This window comes from Kineococcus rhizosphaerae (assembly GCF_003002055.1).
In the GTDB taxonomy this organism is placed as follows: Bacteria; Actinomycetota; Actinomycetes; order Actinomycetales; family Kineococcaceae; genus Kineococcus; species Kineococcus rhizosphaerae.
In genome coordinates this window covers 22,525-45,164 of sequence record NZ_PVZF01000005.1, presented here as the reverse complement: position 1 = coordinate 45,164, position 22,640 = coordinate 22,525, and the positions used below count along the sequence as shown (strand labels likewise).

The window sequence follows — 22,640 nt, the reverse complement described above, 5'->3', positions numbered from 1 at the left end:
TCAGCCCTGCTCGGGGCCCTTCGGGCCGTCCTGCGAACCGCCCCCCGAACCGCCCTCCGAACCGCCGTCGAGCAGTTCGCGCAGGGCTGCGTCCATGTCGTCGGGGACGCCGCCGGTGCCCTCGCCGGACCCCTGCGGGCCCCCCAGGCGCCGGTCCACGAACGCGGCCGCGTCGTCGAGGTCCTCGGCGACGGGCAGCAGGTCGGGGTGGTCCCACACCGCGTCGCGGGCCGTCTGCCCGCCCCGGGTCAGCAGCAGCTCCCACAGCTGCGTCGCCTCGCGGGCCCGGCGGGGGCGCAGCTCGAGGCCGACGAGCGTCGCGAAGGCGTGCTCGGCCGGACCACCCGTCGCCCGGCGTCGGCGCATCGTCTCGCGCAGCGCGTTGGCGTGCGGCAGGACGTTCTTCGCGGCCTCGTCGGTGACGTGGTCGACCCAGCCCTCGACGAGCGCGAGCGCGGTCTCGAGGCGGGCGAGCGCGGCCTTCTGCGCCGGGGTGCTCTCGGGTTCGAAGATCCCCGACTGCAGCGCCTCCTGCAGGGACTCCGGGTTCGTCGGGTCGACCCCCTGGGCCGCCTCGGCGATCCGGTCGGCGTCGACGGAGATGCCGCGGGCGAAGGACTCCACCGACCCGAGCAAGTGCGAGCGCAGCCACGGGACGTGCGCGAAGAGGCGCTGGTGGGCGGCCTCGCGCAGCGCGAGGTAGCGCCGGACCTCGTCGACGGGCACCTCGAGCCCGTCGGTGAAGGCCCGCACGTTCTCCGGGAGCAGCGCCGCCCGGCCCGTGGGGGCCAGCGGGAGCCCGACGTCCGTGGTGGACAGGACCTCCCCGGCGAGCTGGCCGATGGCCTGCCCCACCTGCATGCCGAAGACGCCGCCGCCGACCTGCCGGAGCATGGCGCCGGCCTGACCGATCATCGCGGCCATCTCCGGCGGCGCCTGCGCGGCCATCGCGTCGCCCATGGCGGCCGCGACGTTCGCGGCGATGGGCTCGACGAGCTGGCGCCACACCGGCATCGTCTTCTCGACCCACTCGGCCCGGCTCCACGCCTCCAGCGAGGTCGCGGCCTGGGCGAGGTCGGTGACGCCGTCGAGCCACAGGTCGGCCACGCGCAGGGCGTCCTCGACCTCGCGGCGGTCCACCGCGTGCGGGGTCGGGTCGCCCTTGGCGGCCGCGGCCTGGCGCGCCAGGTCGTGCGCGACGTCCCAGTTGACGGGGGCGTCGGAGGGGTTGGACAGGAACTTCTGCAGCTGGGCGAGCACCTGGCCCATGACGGCCGGGTCGAAACCGGCCTCGCCGAAACCGGGGATGCCCTGCGGCAGTCCGCCCGGGAAGCCGGGGAACTGACCGCCGGCGCCCTGCCCGCCGAGTCCGCCGAGCAGCGGCCCGAGGAGGTCCTCCAGCGGGTTGCCGCTGCCGCCCGAGCCCGTGCCGGAGGTCGGCTCGCGGCGCTTGTCGGGGGTGCCCGAGGGCCGGAAGCCCGGCTGGCCCCCCCGGCGCTGGTCGTCGCGCTGGTCGTCGTGGCGGTCCTCGTGCCGTCCCTCGTCCTGCGGGCCGGAGTCCTGCCGTCCGGTGCCCTCGTCCCCGTCCTCCGGACGCTCGCGCCCGTCGTCGTCTCGCTGGTCCACCGTGTCCTCCGCTCGCCTCGACCTGCGGGTCGTCCGTCCATCATGACGCCCCGCCCCCGGCCCGACGAGCGGCGGGAGGTCGGGGTTCCCCCGGCCGGGGCCGATCCGCCCAGGGCGAACGGTCCCGGGCCGGCCGGCCCCGGGTCGGCCCGGAGCCGGGCCCGCGGCGGCGACCGTAGAGTGCCGGACGTGTCGAGCGTCCCCTCCACCGGTCCCGCGGACGAGCCCTTCGACCCGGTGGACGTGGACGGCCGGTCCTCCTCGCTCGGCGCCCGCGGGGTGCTGCTGTCGGCGTCGGCGTTCTGCGCGGTCCTGCTCGCGGGCCTGTTCGGGGTCGTGCACGTACCGTACGTCGCGCTGAGCCCCGGGCCGGTGACCGACGTCATCGCCGGGGACCGGGACGGGAAGGGCCTGATCACGATCTCGGGGCACGAGACGTACCCGACGGACGGTCAGCTGGACCTGACGACGGTGTCGCTGCGGGGCGGGCCGGGGCTGGAGATGACCCTGGGCGAGCTCCTGCTCGACTGGGTCGACCCCGCGGTCAACGTCGTGCCGCGCTCGCTGTACTTCCCCGACTCCCAGACGCAGCAGGAGGCCGACGACGAGAGCGCGGCGGAGATGACGAGCTCGCAGACCAACGCGAAGGTCGCCGCGCTGACCGAGCTGGGCATCGAGGTGCCGGCCACGACGACGACGCAGGTCGAGCAGGTCGCCGCCGACGCCCCGGCCGCGCGGGTGCTGCGGCCCGCCGACACGATCACCGCCGTCGACGGGGAGCCGGTCACCACCTTCGCCGCCCTGCAGGCGGCGGTCCGGGCGCTGCCGGGCGGCGCGCGGGTCACGCTGGGCGTCACCCGCGGCGGGAAGGCCACGACGGTGACGACGACGACGGTGTCGGCGAACGGGACGACGCTGCTGGGCATCACCCCGCACGTGGACTACGAGTTCCCGTTCGACATCGACGTGGCCATCGACGACGTCGGCGGCCCGAGCGCCGGGACGATGTTCGCCCTCGGGATCGTCGACGAGCTGACGCCGGGGGCCATGACGGGCGGTCAGCACGTCGCGGGCACGGGCGCCATCGACGCCGACGGGACGGTCGAGCAGATCGGCGGCCTGCGGCAGAAGGTGCTGGGGGCGCAGGCGGACGGGGCCCGGTGGTTCCTGGCCCCGCGGGCCGAGTGCGACCAGGTCGCCGGGGCCACCCCCGACGGCATCACGGTCGTGCCGATCACGACGCTGCACGACGCCCGCCAGGCCGTCGAGGCGATCGGGCGGGGCGAGGGAGGGACGCTGGAGACCTGCGACGCCGCGGCCGCCTCCTCCGACTGACCCTCGACCCCCAGCCCGCTTCCCGCGCGAAGCACACGTCGGACCCGCCGGACGCCGCCCGGCGGGTCCGACGTGTGCTTCGCGCGGGAAGGGCGTGAGTGGTGCGGGCGGGGAAGGGGCCCGTCAGTCCTGCAGGGTCGCTTGCAGGGCGCTGACGAGGCCGGGCACGAGGTCGGCGCCGGTGGCGACCTCCCCGTCGGAGTCCTTCGAGCGCGAGCGCACGGCGCACTCGTGGCGGCCGTCGCGCAGCACGCCGACGGCGATCCGGACGTCCTCGGCCAGGGGGTGGGCGGCCAGCGCCCGGGCGCGGCCGGCCTCGTCGTCCGCGGCCGTGGCGGCGCGGACCTCGGCCTCGGCGTCCGGCGGCACGAGGATCCTCTCCACGACCAGGGCGGCGCCGTCGACGCCGTCGGGCCAGGCGAGCTGGCCGAGCAGCTCGTCGAGGTCGGCCACCTCGGGTACGCCGTCCTGCTCGACGGAGGTCAGGTGGTCGACGTCGGCGCGGGCCTCCTCGACGACGTTCACGGGCAGGCGGTGGGCGAGGCCGGGGTCGCGGTCCAGGGCGTCGGCGGTGCGCACCAGGGCGAACAGGCGCAGGGGCGCGCCCCACCCGTCCGCGGCGACGTAGCGCTCGATCTCGGCGACGGTCCGCCACAGCCCGGAGGTGCCGGGGGACGCGACCGGAGGACGACTGGCTTCGGGACTCACGGGCAGCGATGGTCGCACGAGCGGGGTGTCGAGGGGAAAGTGACAACGAAACGGTCACGATGCGCCCGACCCGCGTCAGCGGGGGCACCCGGGCGGGGGCTTGTAAGTTGCGTGATCGTGAGCTTCCCCCCACGCCGTCCGTCCCGGCCGGTGCTCCGGCGTCGTCGCCGGGGCGCAGCCCTGCCCACCGTGCTGATCCTGGTGGGGGTCGTGATCGCCGTGATCGTCGGTGCCCGTGTCACGGCGGACGTGTGGTGGTTCGACGAGCTGGGCTTCCTGTCCACCTTCTCGCGCAAGCTGTGGCTGCAGCTGGGCCTGTTCGTCGTGGGCGGCGGGCTGCTCGCCGCGGCCGTCGCGATCTCCCTCGGCGTCGGCTACCGCACCCGCCCCGTCTACGCGCCGATGTCCACCGAGCAGGCGGGCCTGGACCGCTACCGCGAGTCCCTCGAACCGCTGCGCCGCGTCGTGGTGGTCGTCGTGTCGGTGGCCGCGGGGCTGTTCGGCGGCTCGGTGGCGATGAGCCGCTGGGAGACGCTGCTGCTGTGGCTGAACCGCACGACCTTCGGCACGAAGGACGCGCAGTTCCACCTCGACCAGGGGTTCTACGTCTTCACCCTGCCGTGGCTGACGTTCGTCGTGGGCTTCGCGACCGCGGCCGTGGTCCTGGCCGGCCTGGGCGCCCTGGCCGCCCACTACCTCTACGGCGGGTTGCGGCTGTCCGGGGGCGGGCAGCGCACGACGCGCGCCGCGCGCATCCACCTGGCCGTGCTGGCGACGCTGTTCCTGCTCCTGCGCGCGGTGGGGTACTGGCTGGACCGCTACGAGCTGCTCGTCAGCACCTCCGGCCACGTGCGCGGGGTCGTCGGCCCGACGTTCACCGACGTCAACGCCGTCCTGCCGGCCAAGGCGATCCTGACGATCGTCGCGGTCGTCGTGGCGCTGCTGTTCCTGGCCGCGGCCTTCGGGGTGTCCTGGCGCCTGCCGGCCATCGGCACGGGGCTGCTCGTCGTGAGCGCCGTGGCCATCGGCGGGATCTACCCCTGGGCGGTGCAGAAGTTCCAGGTGACGCCGAACCGGGCCACGTCGGAGTCCGAGTTCGTCAAGCGGAACATCGACGCCACCCGCTCCGCCTACGACCTGTCCGACGTCGAGGTCAGCACCTACGAGGCGGACACCAGCACCGCCTCCGGGCAGCTCGCGCAGGACGCCTCGACGATCCCGAGCGTGCGGCTGCTGGACCCCTCCGTCGTCTCGAGGGCCTTCCAGCAGACGCAGGGCCAGCGCGGGTACTACAAGTTCCCCGAGACCCTCGACGTCGACCGGTACACGACGGCCGACGGCACCCAGGACGCGGTCGTCGCCGCCCGTGAGCTGAACCTGGCCGGGTTGTCCGCGAACCAGCGGACGTGGGTCAACGAGCACACCATCTACACCCACGGCTACGGCGTCGTGGTGGCGCGCGGCAACGACCGCAACGCCAACGGCAGCCCCAGCTACCTCGAGGCGAACGTGCCGACCTCGGGGGAGGTCGAGATCGACCAGCCGCGGATCTACTTCGGCGAGGGCACGACCGACTACTCGATCGTCGGGGGCCGCGACAACGAGATCGACTACCCGGACGGGTCGCCGGCGGGCTTCGCCACGACCCAGTACGACGGGACCGGCGGGGTCGACGTGGGGAACGCGTTCGAGAAGCTGGTGTACGCCCTGAAGTTCGGCGACCAGAACATCCTGCTGTCCAGCTCGGTGAACGCGCAGTCGAAGATCCTTTACGACCGCACGCCGCGCGAGCGGGTCGAGAAGGTCGCCCCCTGGCTGACGATGGACGGCGACGCCTACCCCTCGGTCGTCGACGGCCGCGTGGTCTGGATCCTCGACGGCTACACCACCTCCGCCTCCTACCCGTACTCGGCGCAGACCGAGCTCGGGGAGGCCACGACCGACACGCTCACGACGGCCCAGGGCAGCAGCGTCCAGGCCCTGCAGGACCGCACCGTCAACTACGTCCGGAACTCGGTCAAGGCCACCGTCGACGCCTACACGGGCAAGGTGTCGCTCTACGCCTGGGACGAGACCGACCCGGTCCTGAAGGCCTGGATGAAGGCGTTCCCCGGGACGGTGCAGCCGACGTCGAGGATCGACGGCTCGCTCATGCAGCACCTGCGCTACCCGCAGGACATGTTCAAGGTGCAGCGCGAGGTGCTGGCCAGCTACCACGTGACCGACCCGGGCTCCTTCCTCACGGGGCAGGACTTCTGGGACATCCCCGAGGACCCGACGGTCGAGGGCAACGACGCGAAGGCCAAGCAGCCGCCGTACTACCTGACGCTGCGGATGCCGAACCAGACCGACGCGCGCTACAGCCTCACCACGACCTACGTGCCGCAGTCGACGGGCAACAACTCCGGCAGCCAGGTGCTGCGGGGGTTCGCCGCGGTGGACTCCGACGCGGGGACCACCGAGGGGGAGCGCAGCCCCGACTACGGCAAGATCAGGTTGCTGGAACTGCCGCAGTCGACGACCGTCACGGGGCCGGTGCAGATCCAGAACAACATCACCTCCAACACGGCCGTCGCCGATCAGGTGCGGTTGCTGAGCCTGGGCACCGGGTCGAAGGTCATCTACGGCAACCTGCTCACGCTGCCCGTCGGCGGCGGGATGCTCTACGTCGAACCGATCTACGCCCAGGGCACGGGCAACAACGCCTACCCGCAGCTGCGCAAGGTCGTCGCCGTGTTCGGCAACAGCATCGCCATCGACGACACCCTGGACAAGGCGCTCGACACCGTCTTCGGCGGGGACTCCGGGACCAGCGCCGGCGACCAGGGGACGCCGCCCACCGGGCAGGACGGGACGACGCCCACCCCGACGCAGACCCCCGGGCAGACCCCGACGCAGGCCCCCTCGGGCCAGCCCACCTCGGGCGACGCCCAGGCCGACCTGCAGCAGGCGCTCGCGGCCGCCAAGCAGGCGATCAGCGACTCCTCCGCGGCGCTGGCCAAGGGCGACTTCGCGGCCTACGGCGTCGCGCAGCAGCAGCTGAACGACGCCGTGAACGCCGCGACGGCCGCCGAGGCGCGGCTGGAGCAGACCGCGGCCCCGACGTCGACGGCGAGCCCGAGCGCGAGCGGGGCCCCGCCGCAGGGGGGCACCCCGAGCGGCACCCCGACGTCCTGACACCCCGCCGACGGCCCGCTGACGCCCCGCTGACGACGCCGTGACGGGGTTGGACGGGAGGCGATTTGGCCTCCCGTCCACCCTGGCGTAAGGTTGGTCTCACGACGCGGGGTGGAGCAGCTCGGTAGCTCGCTGGGCTCATAACCCAGAGGTCGCAGGTTCAAATCCTGTCCCCGCTACTGAAGGCGAAGGCCCGGACCACACGGTCCGGGCCTTCGTCGTTCCCGCCTCGTTCGTGCTCCGCCGCAACGGATTTGCTTCTCCTCGGCCAGGCACGTAACGTGGGGTTCACCGACGCGGGGTGGAGCAGCTCGGTAGCTCGCTGGGCTCATAACCCAGAGGTCGCAGGTTCAAATCCTGTCCCCGCTACTCGAGGCGAAGGCCCGGACCACACGGTCCGGGCCTTCGTGCATTTCCCGTGCGTCCCCCCACCCGCGTGTGATCTCCTCGAGCGTGATCCTCACCCTGCACGCGCAGCGGCCGGCGCCCGACGTCCCCGCCGGGGACCTCGGCTTCCTCCTGCACAAGCACCCCGACCGCGTCCTCACCGCCGAGCACGGCGCGGTCACCACGCACGTCCTCTACCCGCAGAGCACCCCGGAGGACTGCGAGGTCGCCGTCCTGCTCGACGTCGACCCCGTCGGGCTCGTGCGCACCGCCCGCGACGCGGGCCAGAACACCGGCGTGCTCGGCCAGTACGTCAACGACCGGCCCTACGCCGCGTCCAGCCTGCTGGCCGTCGCGCTCGGGCGGGTCTTCTCCACGGCACTCGCGGGCCGCTGCGCGGCGCGGCCCGACCTCGTGGACCTGGCGTGGCCGTTGCGGCTGCGGTTGCCCGCGGTCCCGTGCTCGGGCGGGCAGGACCTGCTGCGCCGCCTCTTCGAACCCCTGGGCTGGAGCGTGCGGGCCACCGTCCTGCCCCTGGACGAGACGGTGCCCGGCTGGGGCGCCTCGCGCTACGTCGACGTCGAGCTGGAGGGCCGGTCCCGCGTCGCCGACGCCCTCGCGCACCTGTACGTGCTGCTGCCCGTCCTCGACGACGCCAAGCACTACTGGGTGGGCGAGGCCGAGGTCGACAAGCTGCTGCGCCGCGGCGGCGACTGGCTGGCGCGCCACCCCGAGCGCGACCTCGTCACCCGGCGGTACCTCGCGCACTCCCGGCCCCTGGTCGTCGACGCGCTCGACCGGCTCGCCGACCTCGACGAGCAGCCGGCCGCGGTGCCCGAGCAGGAGCGGCCCGTGCGGCTCGTCGAGCACCGCCGCGCCACGGTCCTCGCCGTCCTGCGCGACCTCGGCGCCGGCCGGGTGATCGACCTCGGCTGCGGCCAGGGCGAGCTCGTGCGGGAACTGGCCGCCGACCCGCGGTTCACGGCGGTCGTCGGGACCGACGTCTCGGTCCGGGCGCTGCGGACCGCCGCGCGGCGGTTGCGCCTGGACCAGCGCGGCCCGGACGAGCAGGACGAGCGGGTGCGGCTGTTCCAGAGCGCGCTGACCTACCGCGACGAGCGGCTGGCCGGGTTCGACGCCGCGGTGCTCTCCGAGGTCGTCGAGCACGTCGACCCGCCGCGGCTGGCCGCGCTCGAACGCGTCGTGTTCGCCGCCGCCGCCCCCACCCACGTCCTGGTGACCACGCCGAACGCCGAGTACAACGTGAACTACCCGGGGCTGCGCGAGAACGGGTTCCGCCACCCCGACCACCGGTTCGAGTGGACCCGCGCGCAGTTCGCGCGGTGGGCCGGCGGCGTCGCCGACCGCCACGGGTACGCCGTCCGGTTCCAGGGGGTCGGGGAGGCCGACGAGGACGCCGGCGCCCCCACCCAGCTCGCCGTCTTCAGCAAGGAGGTGTCCGCGTGAGCGAGCTCACCGTGCCGCGCACCAGTCTCGTCGTCCTCGTGGGGGTCTCGGGGTCGGGCAAGTCGACGTTCGCCCGCACCCACTTCGCGCCCACCGAGGTGCTGTCCAGCGACGTGTGCCGCGGGCTGGTCTCCGACGACGAGAACGACCAGGCCGCCACCGCCGACGCGTTCGAGGTCCTGCACTTCATCGCCGCCAAACGGCTGGCCGCCGACCGGCTGACGGTCGTGGACGCCACGAACGTGCAGCCGTCGGCGAGGAGGTCGCTCGTGGAACTGGCCCGCGCGCACGACGTGCTGCCCGTCGCGATCGTCCTCGACGTGGGCGAGCAGGTGTGCGTGGCCCGCAACGCCGAGCGCGCCGACCGCAGCTTCGGGGCGCAGGTGGTGCGCCGGCAGCAGGCCGACCTGCGCCGCAGCCTCAAGGGGCTGCAGCGGGAGGGGTTCCGCGCCGTCCACGTGCTGCGCAGCCCCGAGGAGGTCGCGCAGGCCTCGATCGTGCGCACCACCCTGTACGTCGACAAGCGCGAAGAGACCGGCCCCTTCGACGTCGTGGGCGACGTCCACGGCTGCCGCGCCGAACTCCTCGACCTGCTCGACCGGCTCGGCTACGAGGTCGTCCTCGACGGGCAGGGGCGGGCCGTCGACGCGGTGCCGCCGGCGGGGCGGCGGGCGGTGTTCGTCGGCGACCTCGTCGACCGCGGGCCCGACACCCCGGGCGTCCTGCGCCTGGTCATGGGGATGGTCGCCGCGGGCCACGCGCTGTGCGTGTCCGGCAACCACGAGAACAAGCTGCTGCGCGCCCTGCGCGGTCGCAAGGTCCAGGTCGCGCACGGCCTGGCCGAGTCCCTCGCGCAGCTCGCCGCCGAGCCGGAGGAGTTCCGCGCGCAGGTCGTGGAGTTCCTGGACTCCCTCGTCTCGCACTACGTCCTCGACGGCGGGAACCTCGCCGTGGCGCACGCCGGGGTCCTGGAGCAGTACCAGGGCCGCGCGTCGGGCCGGGTCCGGGAGTTCTGCCTCTACGGGCAGACGACGGGGGAGACCGACGAGTTCGGCCTGCCCGTCCGGTACCCGTGGGCGAACGACTACCGCGGCCGCGCCACCGTCGTCTACGGGCACACCCCCGTCCCGGAACCGGAGTGGGTCAACCAGACGATCTGCGTCGACACCGGCTGCGTGTTCGGCGGCCACCTGACGGCGCTGCGCTACCCCGAGAAGGACCTCGTGGCGGTGCCCGCGCACGCCGTCCACCACGACCCCGTGAAACCCTTCCCGGCCGCCGGGTCGCAGGTGCCGGCCGAACCGGAGCGGGCCGCGGTGCGCGACCCCGACGTGCTCGACGTGACCGACGTCCTCGGCAAGCGCGTCGTCGAGACCGCCGACCACGGCCGGATCACCGTGCGGGAGGAGAACGCCGCGGCGGCCCTGGAGGTCGTCTCGCGCTTCGCCGTCGACCCCCGCTGGCTCGTCCACCTGCCGCCGACGATGTCGCCGGTGGCCACGTCGCGGCGCGAGGGGTTCCTGGAGCACCCCGACGAGGCGTTCGCCGCGTACGCCGCCGACGGCGTGCAGGCCGTGGTGTGCGAGGAGAAGCACATGGGCTCGCGGGCGCTCGCGCTCGTGTGCCGGGACGAGCAGGTCGCGCGGGAACGCTTCGGCGCGCCCGGCGGGGCGCTGGGGGCGGTGTGGACCCGGACGGGCCGCAGCTTCTTCGACCCCTCGCTCACCGCCGCGCTGGTCGGGGAGTTCCGGGCCGCGCTGGAGTCGTCGGGGGTGTTCGACGAGCTCGGGGACTGGCTCGTCCTGGACGGTGAGCTGCTGCCGTGGAGCGCGAAGGCGGGCGACCTCCTGCGCACCCAGTACGCCGCGGTCGGGGCCGCCGGCCGTTCCGCGCTGCCCGTCGCCGTCGAGGTCCTGGGACGGGCCGCGGCCCGCGGGCTCGACGTCGGCGACCTCCTGGCCCGGTCGCGGTCGCGGGCCGCGAACGTCGTCGCGTTCACCGATGCCTACCGCCGGTACTGCTGGCCCACGGACGGTCTCGACGGGGTCCGGTTCGCGCCGTTCGCGGTCCTCGCCGGGGCCGGGCGCACGTTCGCCGACCGGCCCCACGACTGGCACCTGTCCGTCGCCGACCGGCTCGTCGCGACCTCGGAGCGGTTCGCGCCCACGCGCCGCCTCGTCGTGGACACCGCCGACCCGGCCGCGGTCGCCGGCGCGGTCGCGTGGTGGGAGGAGCTGACGGCCGCCGGCGGGGAGGGGATGGTCGTCAAACCCCTCGCGAACCGCGTCCGGGGGCGAGGGGGCCGAGGGGGCCTGGCCCAGCCGGGGCTGAAGGTGCGCGGGCGCGAGTACCTGCGGATCGTCTACGGCCCGGACTACCTCGAACCGGCGAACCTGGACCGGCTGCGCCAGCGCGGCCTGGGCCGCAAGCGCTCCCTCGCGCTGCGCGAGTACGCGCTCGGGCTCGAGGGCCTGGAGCGGGCCGCGCGGGGCGAACCGCTGTGGCGGGTCCACGAGTGCACCTTCGCCGTGCTGGCCCTGGAGTCCGAACCGGTCGACCCCCGGCTGTGACCCCTACCGGGGAGCTACGCGGCGACGGTCCCCGCGGGGGACGACGCGCACCGCGCCGGCGCGGTGGACTGAGCAGGCGGTCACGGGGGCCGCGGCGCAGCCCAGGAGGACCGGATGGACGTGCTGGCGGGACCGTACGCGGTGCTGGCCCCGGCGATGGTCGTCGAGGGGCCGGTGGCGACCTTCGTCGGCGGCACCCTCGTCGGGGCCGGGCACGCGGCGCTGCTCGTCGTGTGGCTGCTCGCGGTCGGCGTCGACCTGGTCCTCGACAGCGCGCTGTTCGTCGTGGGCCGTCTGGCCCGGCGCGCGGGACGGTCCGGCCGCGCGGCGGCCCTGGCCGCCCGGCTCGGGTTCGGCCCCGACCGGCAGGCCGCGCTGTCGCGCCGGGCGGCCGAGCACCTGCCCGCCGTCGTCGCGGGCGCCAAGCTCGTCGACGTCGGGGCCGTCCCGGCCTTCCTGGCCGCCGGCTGGTCCGGCGTCGCGTACCGCCGCTTCCTCGGCTGGGTGGCGCTGTGCACGGCCCTGCGGGTCAGCGTGCTCGTCGGGCTGGGGGTGCTGACCGGCGAGCACCTCGCGGCGCGCGTCGAGGGTGTGCTGGACCGGCCGTGGCTCGCCGTCCTGGGCGGGCTCGCGGTCGGGGCCGTGCTGCTGGGGTTGAAGTCGCTCGTCGGGGCCGCGCTGCGGGCCGTGCGCCAAGGAGGTGTCCTGCTTGAGGCGTCGTTCGCGGCGTGAGCCGCCGCCGGGGGCTGCGAAGGTCCGGGAGGCCCGGGAGGCCCGGAAGGCCCCGGAGCGCGCGAGGTCCCGGCTCCGGGCGGGGTCCGCGCGGCTGCGCCCCCTGCTGGCCCCGCTGCTCACCGGCCGCTCCCTCGTGCTGCTGCTGGCGATCACCCTGTACGCGGTGGGGGCACCCGTCACCGCCACCGTCTACGCCGTCCCGGCGGGCCTGGCGATGGCCGCCGTCCTGCTGCAGTGCGGTGCGCTCGTCCTGGCCCTGTGGCGCCCGCGGGCCGCGGTGGCGACCGCGCTGGCCGGGGTCGTGGCCGTCGCCCTGGCCGCCGACCCGCGCCTGGGCCCGTGGCCCTGGACGGTCACCGCGCTGCTGACCTTCGGCGCGCTGCTGCTCGTGCTGGGCGTCGTGCGCCGCTGGCGGGTCGCGGTCTGGGCCTGGGCGCTGAGCCTGCTGCTGACGATCGTGCCGGTCGTCGTCGTCGACGTCGTCGCGACCGGCCCCACGCCCGACTGGGTCGAGGGGGCCTGGAACGACCTCGTGGTCTACGGGTCGAACTCGGCCCTGCTCCTCGTGGTCGGCGGGGTCGTCGGGGCCCGGCGCCGGGTCCGGGAGGAACTGGCCCGCTCGCGCCGGGACACCGAGCTGGAGCAGGCCCGGCGCGTCGTGGTCGAGGAGCGCAACCGGATCGCGCGCGAGCTGCACGACGTCGTCGCGCACAGCATGTCCGTCATCGGCGTGCAGGCCACGACCGCCCGCTACCGGCTGCCGGGCCTGTCGCCCGAGGTGGAGGCCGAGTTCGACGACATCGCCGCGCAGTCGCGGACGGCGCTGGCCGAGATGCGGACCCTGCTGGGGGTCCTGCGCAGCTCCGCCGACGGCGGGGAGCTGGCCCCGCAGGCCGGTCTCGACGGTCTGGAGGACCTGGGGGAGGGCGCCCGGCGGGCGGGGTCGGTCGTGCACCTGCGGGTCGACGAGCCGTTGCGGCGCAACCCGTTGCCGAGTTCGGTGGGGATCGTCGTGCACCGCATCGTGCAGGAGGGCCTGTCCAACGTCGTGCGGCACGCCACGGGGGCGCTCGTGCAGGTCGACGTGCTGCGCGCCGCGCCGGGCATCGTCGTGGAGGTCCGCAACGGACCGGCCCCCGAGGGGTTCGCCCCCGCCGCCGACCCCGGTGGCCACGGCCTCGTGGGCGTCCGCGAGCGCGCCGCGCTGCTGGGGGGGACCGTCAGCGCGGGGCCCACCCCCGACGGCGGGTTCGTGCTGCGGGCGGTGCTGCCGTGGGAGGGTTGAGCGTGAGCGACGAGCGGCGCGACGGCGCCTGGACCGAGGGAACGCTCCGGCGCTGGGCGCCGGCTCCACGACGGAGTCGTTGCGCGGACCCGAGGGAAGGCGTCGTCACGGGCGCCGCGGCGGAGCGGACCGGGGGCGCAGCGTGAGCGTGGACGTGCGGGCCGTCGTGGTCGACGACCAGGCGATGATCCGGGCGGGGTTCTCCGCGCTGCTGTCCGCGCAGGAGGGCGTCGAGGTCGTCGGGCAGGCCGCCGACGGTGCCGAGGCCGTGCGGGTGGTCGCCGAGGTGCGGCCCGACGTGGTGCTCATGGACGTGCGGATGCCCGTGCTGGACGGCCTGGAGGCGACGCGGCAGATCCTCGCCGCGGGGCTGGACCCCTCCCCGAAGGTCCTCGTCCTGACGACGTTCGACGTCGACGACTACGTCTTCTCGGCGTTGCAGGCCGGTGCGAGCGGCTTCCTGCTCAAGGACGCGACGCCCGAGACGCTCGTCGAGGCCGTGCGGACCGTCGTGGCGGGCGACCAGCTGCTCGCCCCCGCCGTCACGCGCCGGCTCGTCGAGCACTTCGTCGCCACCCGCCGCCCGGCGGTGCAGGTGCCCGCGGCCGTCGCGGACCTGACCCCGCGCGAGCGCGAGGTCCTGGTCTGCGTCGCCCGCGGCCTGTCGAACACCGAGATCGCCGCGGAGCTGTTCATCGCCGAGCAGACGACCAAGACGCACGTCAGCCGCATCCTGGGCAAGCTGGGGCTGCGCGACCGCGTCCAGGCCGTCGTGCTCGGCTACGAGATCGGGCTGGTCAGCCCCGGGCGCTGAACCGGTCGCGGACGAGGGGTTCGACCAGGGACCGCAGGACGGCGGGACCGTCGAGGGTCAGCACCGACTCGGGGTGGAACTGGATCCCCGCGAACCCCGTCCCGCGCACGGCGACGACCTCGCCGGCCGGTCCGGTCGCGACCTCGATCCCGTCGGCCGCGAGCCGGCCGACCGCCGCGTCGTCGACGCGGGCGGTGAACGAGTTGTAGAACCCCACGGTGGCGCCGGTGCCGAACAGGTCCACCTGCAGCTGGGTGCCCTGGTGCGGGGCGTCCTTGCGGCGCAGCGGCAGACCCAGCGTCCCGGACAGCAGCTGGTGGCCCAGGCAGACGCCGAGCAGCGGGTTGCCGCCCGCGCGCGCCTGCGCCGCCAGCGTCGCCGCGAGCCCCTGCAGGCGGGCGATGCGCGGGTCGGAGGAGTCCTCGGGGTCGCCCGGGCCGGGGCCGAGCAGCACGAGCCCGGTGTGGGCGGCGAGCTCGGCGTCCAGCGCGGGGTCGTCGTAGCGCAGCACCCGCGCGCGCAGGCCCGCGGCGGCGAGCAGGTGCACGAGCATCGCGGTGAACGTGTCCTCGGCGTCGACGACGAGCGCCTCGCCCAGCGGCGAACCCGTCGGCTGCTTCTGCGGTTCGAGCCAGAACGTCGCCAGCCGGTCGCGGCGGGAGGCCAGCAGGGTCGCGACCCGGGCGTCGGAGGCCAGCGGCACCCGGCGCACGGGCGCGCCGTCGGGCCCGGTGCGCGGCGGCAGCGGGGGCAGGGCGCCGAGGGCGCGCAGCACCCCGGCGGACTTGGCGTGGGTCTCGGCGACCTCGCCCTCGGGCGTCGAGCCGCGCACGAGCGTGGCCCCGACGGAGACGCGCACGCTCGCGCTCGCGCCGGTGCTGCGGATGTCCGCGGTGCGGATGAGGATGGGGGAGTCCAGGGTCTGCCCGCCCTCGGCGTCGTGGCCGAGCAGCGCGAGCGCGCCGGCGTAGTAGCCGCGGCCGGAGGGTTCGAAGCGCTTGATGACGCGGCACGCGCTCTGCAGCGGTGAACCCGTCACGGTCGCGGCGAACATGGTCTGGCGCAGCACCTCCCGCGCGTCGAGCGTGGACTGCCCGCGCAGCTCGAACTCGGTGTGGGCGAGGTTGGCCATCTCGCGCAGGTACGGGCCGTGGACGACCCCGCCGAGGTCGCCGACCGAGCACATCATCTTCAGCTCCTCGTCGACCACCATGAAGAGCTCCTCGACCTCCTTGGGGTCGGTGAGGAACTCCACGAGGCCGTCGGCGTCCGGGCCGGTCGCGGGGTAGCGGTAGGTGCCGGAGATCGGGTTCATGACGACCTCGCCCCGGGCCATCCGGACGTGCACCTCGGGGCTGGCCCCCACGAGCGTGCGCGAGGTGCCCGCCGGGTCGGACGCCGAACCGGGGACGTGCACGACGAACGTCCAGTACGCGCCCTGCTCGGCGACCAGCAGCCGGCGGAACAGGCTCAGCGCCGTGCGCGCCGTGAACCCGTCGATGACGCCGTCGACGTCGCGGCGGATGACGAAGTTCGCCCCGGACCCCTGGGCGATCTCGTCGTCGATGATGCGGCGCACGACGGCCGCGTAGTCGTCGTCGGACAGGTCGGGGGCCACGTCGCGCAGCGGGACCTCGGCGTCGGGCAGCGCGCGCAGGGCGTCCTCGACCGTCAGGTCCACGGCCGACTCGACGCGCAGGACCTGCAGGGGGGTGCCGTCGTCGTGGACGTCGAAACCGCGTTCGCGCAGCTGCCGGAACGGCACGAGGGCCAGGGCGCCGCGCGCCGCGGTGCCCAGGGGGACGTCGGCGAGGTGCTCGACGGTCTGCACCGGCCCGCGCAGGACCTCGACGGGACCGGGCTGACCGGTGCGGGGGTCCAGGCGGCGCAGCAGCGCGAAGGGGCCGGCCGCGGGGTCCAGCAGCTCGGCGACGGTCTGGTCGGGGGGTGTCATCAGTTCTCCTCGCGGGGCTTCAGGGGGAGCCGTCCGTCGAGGGGGACGTCCATCGGCCGGCCTCCTCGACGAGGCGGCCACAGGACGTCGAGAGCGTCAGGCGACCGCCGACACCCACCACCACGCACCGCGGCGCGAGGCGCTGGCGGTTCCCGTCGCCTCGGTGGCGCGGAGTGCGGTGGTGGTCACGGGGACACCATAGCCCGCACGGGGTGGACGGAGGCAATACGGTGCAGGCGTGACCCCCGCACCGCAGACAGCGCAGTCCCCGACGCACTCCCCGACCTCGGACCGGCCCACGGTCTTCGTCATGTACGGCGCCACCGGCGACCTGTCCCGCCGCCTCGTGTCCCCGGCCTTCTTCGAGCTCGCCCGCCTCGGGCGCCTGCCCGCGCAGTGGCGCCTCATCGGCAGCGGCCGCGGCAGCAAGTCCCACGAGGAGTTCCGCGACTTCATCCGCGAGGCGCTGGAGGAGTTCGGCCCCCAGCCGGCCGACGGCCCGTGGGAGGAGTTCGCCGCGAACCTGCTGTTCGCCGGCGGCGGGTTCACCGCCGACGACCCCGGCGAGCTGCTCGACGTGCTCGCCGCCGCGAAGCAGGACCTCGGCGACGACGTCGAGGTCGTGCACTACCTCGCCATCCCGCCGGGGGCGTTCCTCGACACGACGAAGGCGTTCGCCACGCACGGCCTGGCCGAGGGTTCCCGCGTCGTCTATGAGAAGCCCTACGGCACCTCGCTGGAGACGTTCGAGGAGCTCGACGCCGAGGTGCAGCGCGTCTTCGACGAGTCGCAGGTCTTCCGCATCGACCACTTCCTGGCCTTCGAGGCCCAGCAGGACGTCATCCACGCCCGGTTCGCGAACCCGTGGCTGGCCTCGATCTGGAACCGCGAGTTCGTCGCGCAGGTGCAGGTCGACATCGCCGAGACCCTCGACGTCGCCCAGCGCGCGAGCTTCTACGACGCGACCGGCGCGTTCCTCGACATGATCGTCACCCACCTGTTCCAGATGGCCGCCACGGTCGCCATGGAACCCCCCGCCGACCTCGGCCCCGGCGCGCTGCAGGCCGCGCGGGACGCTGCGCTGCAGGACTTCCGCGAACTCGACCCCGCCGAGGTCGTGCTCGGGCAGTTCGACGGGTACACCGCGATCGACGGCGTGCCGGACGACTCGCGGACCGACACCCTCGCCGCGTGCCGGGTGTGGATCGACAACGACCGCTGGCGCGGTGTGCCGTTCCTGCTGCGCTCGGGCAAGAAGATGACGGCCGACGAGCAGCGCGTCACCCTCGTCCTGAAGTCGCCCGCGGACCTGGGCCAGAGCCTGCACGCCGACGCCGAACCCGCCACGATCAGCTTCTCGCTGCTCGAGGGGGGCGCGCTGGACGTCGCGACGACCGTCCGCAAACCCGGGGTCGCCGGCGGCCTCGTCCAGGGGACGGCCTCGCTGCCGCTGGACGGGTTCGAGGGACCGGCCCCGGCCCTGCCCTACGTCCACCTCATCGAGCACGTGCTCACGGGGGACCGGTCGCTGTTCACCGGGGTCGAGGGGTTGCGCGCGGCGTGGACGGCCATCGACCGGTTCTCGCAGAACCGGCCCGAGGTGCTGCCCTACGCACCGGGGACGTGGGGGCCGCAGGCCGCCGACGCGCTCGCCGAGCCCGGTCAGTGGTTCCTGCGCTGAGGCCCGCGTGCTGATCCGGCGCGCGCTGGACGGTGACGCGGGGGAACTGCTCACCGTCCAGCGCGCCGCGTTCGTCGCCGAGGCCCAGCGCTACGGCGACCCGTTCCTGCCCCCGCTGCGCGAGGACCTCGACGGGGTGCGGGCCGCGATCGCGTCCCAGGTGGTGCTCGTGGCGCTGGAGGCGACCCGGCTCGTGGGGTCCGTCCGGGTCCGGCTCGACGGTCGGGTCGGGCACGTCGGCCGCCTGGCCGTGGCGCCGGACCGGCAGCGCCTGGGGATCGGCACGCGCCTGCTGGCCGCCGTCGAAGAGGCTGCGCCGCAGGAGGTGCGGGAACTGAGGCTGTTCACCGGGGCGGACTCGGCCGAGACCGTCACCCGCTACGGACGGGCCGGGTACGTGCGGACGGGGCAGGGCGAGGACGACCGCGGCGTGCGGCTCGTCCACCTCGCGAAGGTGCTCAGGCCGCCAGCGTGAGGCCGGCCCGCCGGGCCAGGACGAACGGGCGCACGAGGAGCTGCCCGGGCACGCCGAAGCGGCCCTCGTGCAGGGCGCGGGCCACCGCCAGCGGCGGGCAGCGGCGCGACAGGACGATCCCGGCCAGCACGACCGTGACCGCCGAGCACACGACCACCGACCACTGACCCGTCGCCAGGCCGTAGGCCGTCCACAGCGTCGCCGAGACCTGCGTGAGGACGAACGTCGCCGGGGCCAGGCCGTGCACGGGGTCGCGGCGGACGACGGTGAGGATCTGCGGCAGCATCTTCACGAGCGAGACCGTCGTGCCCAGCACGCCCACGACCACCACGCCCCCGAGCGCGAACGCCGCCGCGACGAGCGGCGCCCACCCCGCGGCCGCGTACGCGGCCGTGCGCAGGGGCAGGCCCAGCCGCTTCGCGGCGAGGACGACGGTGAGGACCGCGCAGACGATCCCGGGCACGTTCGCGACGAGCTGCGCGGGATCGCGCAGGGCGACGCCGTAGCTGAGCCAGGTCGCCGAGGCGAGGGCGCCGAGGACGGCGGAGGGGTAGGACAGGCCGGTGGCGTCGGGGTCCCGGACGAGGCGGACGACCTGGGGGATCCCGCAGAACACGCCGAGACCGGCGGCGAGGAGACCGAGCGAAGAGATCAAGGTGGTGACGGGCACGTGCCTGTTCTTCGACCGGCACCCGGTACCGCCTTGAGCGGGCCCTTCCTCTAGAAGAGTGAGACCTGGCTCACACGAGGGCTCACCCGCCGCCTCACCCGCCGCCTCACGGACGGGCGTTCTGCTGGTGGGGCAGGTGCGCGACCCTCGGCGTCTCCAGCCGCACCGCGGGCAGCGCCTGCGGGTGGTCGCGGCGCAGGACGCGGACGATCTCCTCGCGCACGGCGCAGCGCAGGTCGAACAGCTCCCCGCCGGAGTTCGCGCTGACCAGGATCCGCACGGTCAGGACGGAGTTCCTCGCGTCGGTCACCTGCAGGGCGTACGTCTGCCCGTTCCACAGCGGGTGCTCGGCGACGAAACCCTCGACGTAGGAGCGCAGCTCGTCGAAGGGGGCGTCCCAGTCGACGTCGACCTCGACGGAACCGATGAGCTCGGAGGAGTTCCGGGTCCAGTTCGCGAACGGCTTCGTCGTGAAGTACGTCGAGGGCAGGATCATGCGCCGCTGGTCCCACAACCGGACCACCACGTACGTCAGCGTGATGTCCTCGACGTTGCCGAACTCCTCCTCGACGACCACGACGTCGTCGACGCGCAGGCCGTCGGTGAAGGCGATCTGCAGCCCCGCGAACACGTTCGACAGCGACGTCTGCGCCGCCAGCCCCGCGACGACCGACAGCAACCCCGCCGAGGCCAGCACGCTCGTCCCGATGCCGCGCGCGCCCGGGATCGTCAGCAGCACCGCGGCCACGGCGACCACGACGATCAGCGCGACGACGACCCGCTTGATGAGCTGCACCTGCGTGCGGCGCTGGCGTTGCCGGCGGTTGTCCGCCACGTCGATCCGGTACCGCAGCAGCAGGACGTCCTGGACGACGTGCGCCGCCACGATCGCGAGCCCGGCCCCGCAGGCGACGGCGAGCACCTTCAGCACGAAGAACGTGGGACCGCGCCAGGCGGCCTCCTGGGTGTAGACGCCGAGGGAGGCCATCGCGGCCAGCGCCGCGAGGAACCCCGCCAGGGGCCGCCGGCCGCGCTGGGCCAGGGTGGCGAGGATCTCGTGGGTGCGCCCGGCGCGACGCACGCCGAGGGCGACGAGTTCGCCGACCCCGGCGGCCAGCGCGGCGGAGAGCACGGCCACGCCGATCGTGAGCCACACGGACGTGCTGACGTTCAGGGAGAAGCTCATGGAGGGAGGGGACTCCTCAGGGATCGAGTACGGACATCGACGTCCTGCGGACCCCAGCCACGGTAGGTCAGGTGCGCGCCCGGGGCAGCCCGAGGGCCCTCGGCCCCCTCGATCCCCACCGGATCCTCACGCCCGGCTCACCCGGGCAGCCAGGACACCTTCCCGACCAGGGCGGCGTACCCGACGAAGGCGACGACGTCGATGGCCGTGTGCGCGACCACGAGCGGCGTCGTGCGGCCCCAGCGCTGGTACACCCAGCCGAAGACCAGCCCCATCGCCACGTTCCCGACGAACCCCCCGACGCCCTGGTACAGGTGGTACGAGCCCCGCAGCAGCGCGCTGACCAGCAGCGCCGGGAACCAGCGGAACCCCAGCTGCGACAACCGGTGCAGCAGGTACCCCGCGACGAGGACCTCCTCCAGGACCCCGTTCTCGGCCGCGGCCATCACCGAGACCGGGACCGCCCACCACGTGTCCGGCAGCGTCGAGGCGGCCACGTTCGTGTTCAGCCCCGCCGTCCGGGCCCCCAGGTACAGCGCGAGCCCGCAACCCCCGATCACCGCGGCCAGCCCCAGCCCGGCGAGCACGTTGCGCCCCAGCCGCTTCCCGTCGAAGCCGAGCGTGCGCAGCGACTCCCCGCCGCGGGCCATCAGGTAGCCCACGAGGAACACCGGCGCCAGCCCGGAGGCGATCGCCACGAGCTGCAGCGCCAGGTCCAGCCACGGCCGGTCCGGGGCGTAGCTGCCCAGGACCGTCGAGGTCTGCGCGTTGATGGCCACCGGCGCCGTGAGGATCCCGACGAACTGCACCAGCGCGCGGACCCCGCTCATCCCCAGGGAGACGGCGAAGACGGCGACGACCTCCCAGACCAGCAGGCGGCGCGCGCGCGGGTCCACGACGACGGCGGGGCTCACTCGCGCCCCAGGAACTCCAGGGCCGCCTCGTGCAGCAGCCCGTTCGTCGCGACCGCGTTCCCGCCGTGCGGGCCGTCGACCCCGGCGCGGGAGGTGAACCGGCCCCCGGCCTCGGTCACGATGGGCACGAGGGCCGCCATGTCGTGCAGCGCCAGCTCCGGCTCGGCGGCCACGTCGACCGCACCCTCGGCCAGCAGCATGTAGGACCAGAAGTCGCCGTACCCGCGGGTGCGCCACACTGCGCGCGTCAGCCCCAGGAAGCCGTCGAGCGAGTCCGACTCCTCCCAGCCGGTGAGCGAGGAGTACGCGAACGAGGCGTCGGCCAGGGCCGCGACCGAGCTCACCGAGATCCGCGTCGCCGACGACAGGCTGCGGCCCGTCCAGGCCCCCGAGCCCGTCGCCGCCCACCAGCGCCGGCCCAGCGCCGGCGCCGAGACGAGGCCGACGACCGGTTCGCCGTCCTCCAGCAGCGCGATGAGCGTGGCCCAGACCGGGACCCCGCGCACGAAGTTCTTCGTCCCGTCGATCGGGTCGACGACCCACTGCCGCGACCCGTGGCCCACCAGGCCGAACTCCTCGCCGAGCACCGCGTCGCGCGGGCGGGTGCGCTTGAGCTGGCTGCGGATGAGCTCCTCCGCCGTGCGGTCGGCGTCGCTGACGGGCGTCAGGTCCGGCTTGGTCTCCACCTGCAGGTCCAGCGCCTTGAAGCGGTCCGTCGTCAGCCCGTCGACCTGGTCGGCGATGACGTGCGCCAGGCGCAGGTCGTCGTCGTAGCGGGGGCGCCCGGAAGGCGGCGCGGGCGGGGACCAGCTGGGGGAGGGCACGCGGTGAACCTACCGCCCGGGGCGGCCGCGACCCCGGACGCGGGGACCATCGACCCGTTCAGGTCACGCCCAGCGCCGTCGAGGATGCTGTGAGCGAGCACGCGGACGAGGGAGGATCCAGACATGGCGGGCACGACCGACCGGATCGGCGGGGACGTCGACGACGAGGCGTTCGACGAGGCGTTCGACGGGACCCCGCAGGGGCACCTGTCGGCCCTCCCCGTCGCCCCCCGGACCAGGGGCCTGCTGCTCGTCATCGGCGGGATCCTCGGCTTCGTCGCCGCCTTCACCCTCACCGTCGAGCGCATCAAGCTGGCCGAGGACCCGGGCTACGTCCCCAGCTGCAGCCTCAACCCCATCATCAGCTGCGGCAACGTCATGGTGACCGAGCAGGCGCGGGTGTTCGGGTTCCCGAACCCGCTCATCGGCATCGCGGCCTTCGCGGTCTCGGTCTTCCTCGGGGTGCTGGTGCTCTCGCGCGTCGCGCTGCCCCGCTGGGTCGAGCGCGGCTACCTCGTCGGCATCACCCTCGGGGCGGTCTTCGTCGGCTGGCTCATCAGCCAGAGCCTGTACTGGATCCACGCCCTGTGCCCGTACTGCATGGTCGTGTGGGCCGTGGTCATCCCGACCTTCTGGACGCACGTCGCCGACGGCCTCGACCGCGGGCTGATCCCCGTGCCGAGAGGGCTGCGCGGCGCGGCCCGCGTCGTCGTCGACTACCGCGCGCTGCTCGTCGTGCTGAGCTACCTCGCCGTCGTCGCGATGGTCGGCACGAAGTTCTGGTCCTACTGGCAGACCCTCCTCTGACGCCCCGTCCCCGCCGGGGGCACAC

Annotated in this window: 17 protein-coding genes and 2 tRNA genes; 12 read left to right on the top strand and 7 right to left on the bottom strand. The window is 74.5% G+C overall.

Annotated features, from left to right (window positions below; all coding sequences use genetic code 11):
- Positions 1 to 1,626 (bottom strand): zinc-dependent metalloprotease, encoded by a 1,626-nt coding sequence (locus CLV37_RS11165; protein WP_106210277.1) that lies wholly within the window; start codon positions 1,624 to 1,626, stop codon positions 1 to 3.
- A 189-nt stretch (positions 1,627 to 1,815) separates the two neighbouring features.
- Between CLV37_RS11165 and CLV37_RS11160 the strand changes: the two genes are divergently transcribed.
- The gene (locus tag CLV37_RS11160; RefSeq protein WP_170127196.1) at positions 1,816 to 2,961 is read left to right on the top strand and encodes a YlbL family protein; all 1,146 of its coding nucleotides are present in this window, start codon (positions 1,816 to 1,818) and stop codon (positions 2,959 to 2,961) included.
- A gap of 123 nt (positions 2,962 to 3,084) precedes the next feature.
- On the opposite strand, the gene CLV37_RS11155 is transcribed toward CLV37_RS11160, so the two are convergent.
- Positions 3,085 to 3,669: a PPA1309 family protein gene (locus CLV37_RS11155; RefSeq protein ID WP_106210273.1), complete on the bottom strand. Its 585-nt coding sequence runs from the start codon at positions 3,667 to 3,669 to the stop codon at positions 3,085 to 3,087.
- A 189-nt stretch (positions 3,670 to 3,858) separates the two neighbouring features.
- On the opposite strand from CLV37_RS11155, the gene CLV37_RS11150 reads away from it, so the two are divergent.
- From CLV37_RS11150 to CLV37_RS11115, 8 genes are all read left to right on the top strand, one after another.
- On the top strand, positions 3,859 to 6,846 hold the full coding sequence (locus tag CLV37_RS11150) for a UPF0182 family membrane protein (protein WP_245885357.1): 2,988 nt from the start codon (positions 3,859 to 3,861) through the stop codon (positions 6,844 to 6,846).
- Positions 6,847 to 6,951: 105 nt separating this feature from the next.
- Positions 6,952 to 7,025 (top strand) — tRNA-Met (locus tag CLV37_RS11145).
- Positions 7,026 to 7,141: 116 nt separating this feature from the next.
- Positions 7,142 to 7,215, top strand: a tRNA-Met gene (locus CLV37_RS11140).
- An 84-nt stretch (positions 7,216 to 7,299) separates the two neighbouring features.
- A complete protein-coding gene (locus CLV37_RS11135) occupies positions 7,300 to 8,700 on the top strand; it encodes a 3' terminal RNA ribose 2'-O-methyltransferase Hen1 (protein WP_106210271.1) in 1,401 nt (466 codons plus the stop codon).
- Positions 8,697 to 11,270: a polynucleotide kinase-phosphatase gene (locus tag CLV37_RS11130; RefSeq protein WP_106210269.1), complete on the top strand. Its 2,574-nt coding sequence runs from the start codon at positions 8,697 to 8,699 to the stop codon at positions 11,268 to 11,270. Before CLV37_RS11135 ends, CLV37_RS11130 begins: the two co-directional genes overlap by 4 nt.
- A 114-nt stretch (positions 11,271 to 11,384) precedes the next feature.
- The gene (locus CLV37_RS11125; RefSeq protein ID WP_106210267.1) at positions 11,385 to 12,002 is read left to right on the top strand and encodes an SNARE-associated domain-containing protein; all 618 of its coding nucleotides are present in this window, start codon (positions 11,385 to 11,387) and stop codon (positions 12,000 to 12,002) included.
- A complete protein-coding gene (locus CLV37_RS11120; protein WP_106210265.1) occupies positions 11,980 to 13,290 on the top strand; it encodes a sensor histidine kinase in 1,311 nt (436 codons plus the stop codon). Before CLV37_RS11125 ends, CLV37_RS11120 begins: the two co-directional genes overlap by 23 nt.
- A gap of 148 nt (positions 13,291 to 13,438) precedes the next feature.
- Positions 13,439 to 14,104 carry a response regulator gene (locus CLV37_RS11115; RefSeq protein ID WP_106210718.1) on the top strand — a complete coding sequence of 222 codons (666 nt, stop codon included), beginning with the start codon at positions 13,439 to 13,441 and terminating at the stop codon, positions 14,102 to 14,104.
- On the opposite strand, the gene CLV37_RS28840 is transcribed toward CLV37_RS11115, so the two are convergent.
- Positions 14,088 to 16,058 carry an anthranilate synthase family protein gene (locus CLV37_RS28840; RefSeq protein WP_106210263.1) on the bottom strand — a complete coding sequence of 657 codons (1,971 nt, stop codon included), beginning with the start codon at positions 16,056 to 16,058 and terminating at the stop codon, positions 14,088 to 14,090. The two genes, CLV37_RS11115 and CLV37_RS28840, sit on opposite strands and share 17 nt — an antisense overlap.
- 238 nt (positions 16,059 to 16,296) lie before the next feature.
- Between CLV37_RS28840 and CLV37_RS11105 the strand changes: the two genes are divergently transcribed.
- Positions 16,297 to 17,739 carry a glucose-6-phosphate dehydrogenase gene (locus CLV37_RS11105; RefSeq protein WP_106210261.1) on the top strand — a complete coding sequence of 481 codons (1,443 nt, stop codon included), beginning with the start codon at positions 16,297 to 16,299 and terminating at the stop codon, positions 17,737 to 17,739.
- A 7-nt stretch (positions 17,740 to 17,746) separates the two neighbouring features.
- Positions 17,747 to 18,214, top strand: coding sequence for a GNAT family N-acetyltransferase (locus tag CLV37_RS11100; RefSeq protein WP_106210259.1), 468 nt, complete (start codon positions 17,747 to 17,749; stop codon positions 18,212 to 18,214).
- Here the strand turns inward: CLV37_RS11100 and CLV37_RS11095 are convergent.
- From CLV37_RS11095 to hisN, 4 genes are all read right to left on the bottom strand, one after another.
- Positions 18,198 to 18,884 (bottom strand): SemiSWEET family sugar transporter, encoded by a 687-nt coding sequence (locus CLV37_RS11095; RefSeq protein WP_106210257.1) that lies wholly within the window; start codon positions 18,882 to 18,884, stop codon positions 18,198 to 18,200. The two genes, CLV37_RS11100 and CLV37_RS11095, sit on opposite strands and share 17 nt — an antisense overlap.
- A gap of 106 nt (positions 18,885 to 18,990) precedes the next feature.
- Positions 18,991 to 20,070: a mechanosensitive ion channel family protein gene (locus tag CLV37_RS11090; RefSeq protein ID WP_106210255.1), complete on the bottom strand. Its 1,080-nt coding sequence runs from the start codon at positions 20,068 to 20,070 to the stop codon at positions 18,991 to 18,993.
- Between the two features lie 137 nt (positions 20,071 to 20,207).
- Complete coding sequence (locus tag CLV37_RS11085; RefSeq protein ID WP_106210253.1) at positions 20,208 to 20,984, bottom strand: CPBP family intramembrane glutamic endopeptidase; 777 nt, start codon at positions 20,982 to 20,984, stop codon at positions 20,208 to 20,210.
- Positions 20,981 to 21,808, bottom strand: a complete 828-nt coding sequence (gene hisN, locus CLV37_RS11080; protein WP_106210251.1) for a histidinol-phosphatase — start codon at positions 21,806 to 21,808, stop codon at positions 20,981 to 20,983. The genes CLV37_RS11085 and hisN overlap by 4 nt, the downstream gene beginning before the upstream one ends.
- Before the next feature lie 123 nt (positions 21,809 to 21,931).
- Here hisN and CLV37_RS11075 point away from each other — a divergent pair, with 123 nt between their 5' ends.
- A complete protein-coding gene (locus CLV37_RS11075; protein WP_106210249.1) occupies positions 21,932 to 22,615 on the top strand; it encodes a vitamin K epoxide reductase family protein in 684 nt (227 codons plus the stop codon).
- Positions 22,616 to 22,640 lie beyond the last annotated feature (25 nt).

What these genes read in the sequence shown, in the direction of transcription:
- CLV37_RS11125 (WP_106210267.1), top strand. Translation starts at nt 11,385, where the DNA reads ATGGACGTGCTGGCGGGACCGTACGCGGTGCTGGCCCCGGCGATGGTC.
- CLV37_RS11075 (WP_106210249.1), top strand. Translation starts at nt 21,932, where the DNA reads ATGGCGGGCACGACCGACCGGATCGGCGGGGACGTCGACGACGAGGCG.
- CLV37_RS28840 (WP_106210263.1), bottom strand. Translation starts at nt 16,058, where the DNA reads ATGACACCCCCCGACCAGACCGTCGCCGAGCTGCTGGACCCCGCGGCC.
- CLV37_RS11090 (WP_106210255.1), bottom strand. Translation starts at nt 20,070, where the DNA reads ATGAGCTTCTCCCTGAACGTCAGCACGTCCGTGTGGCTCACGATCGGC.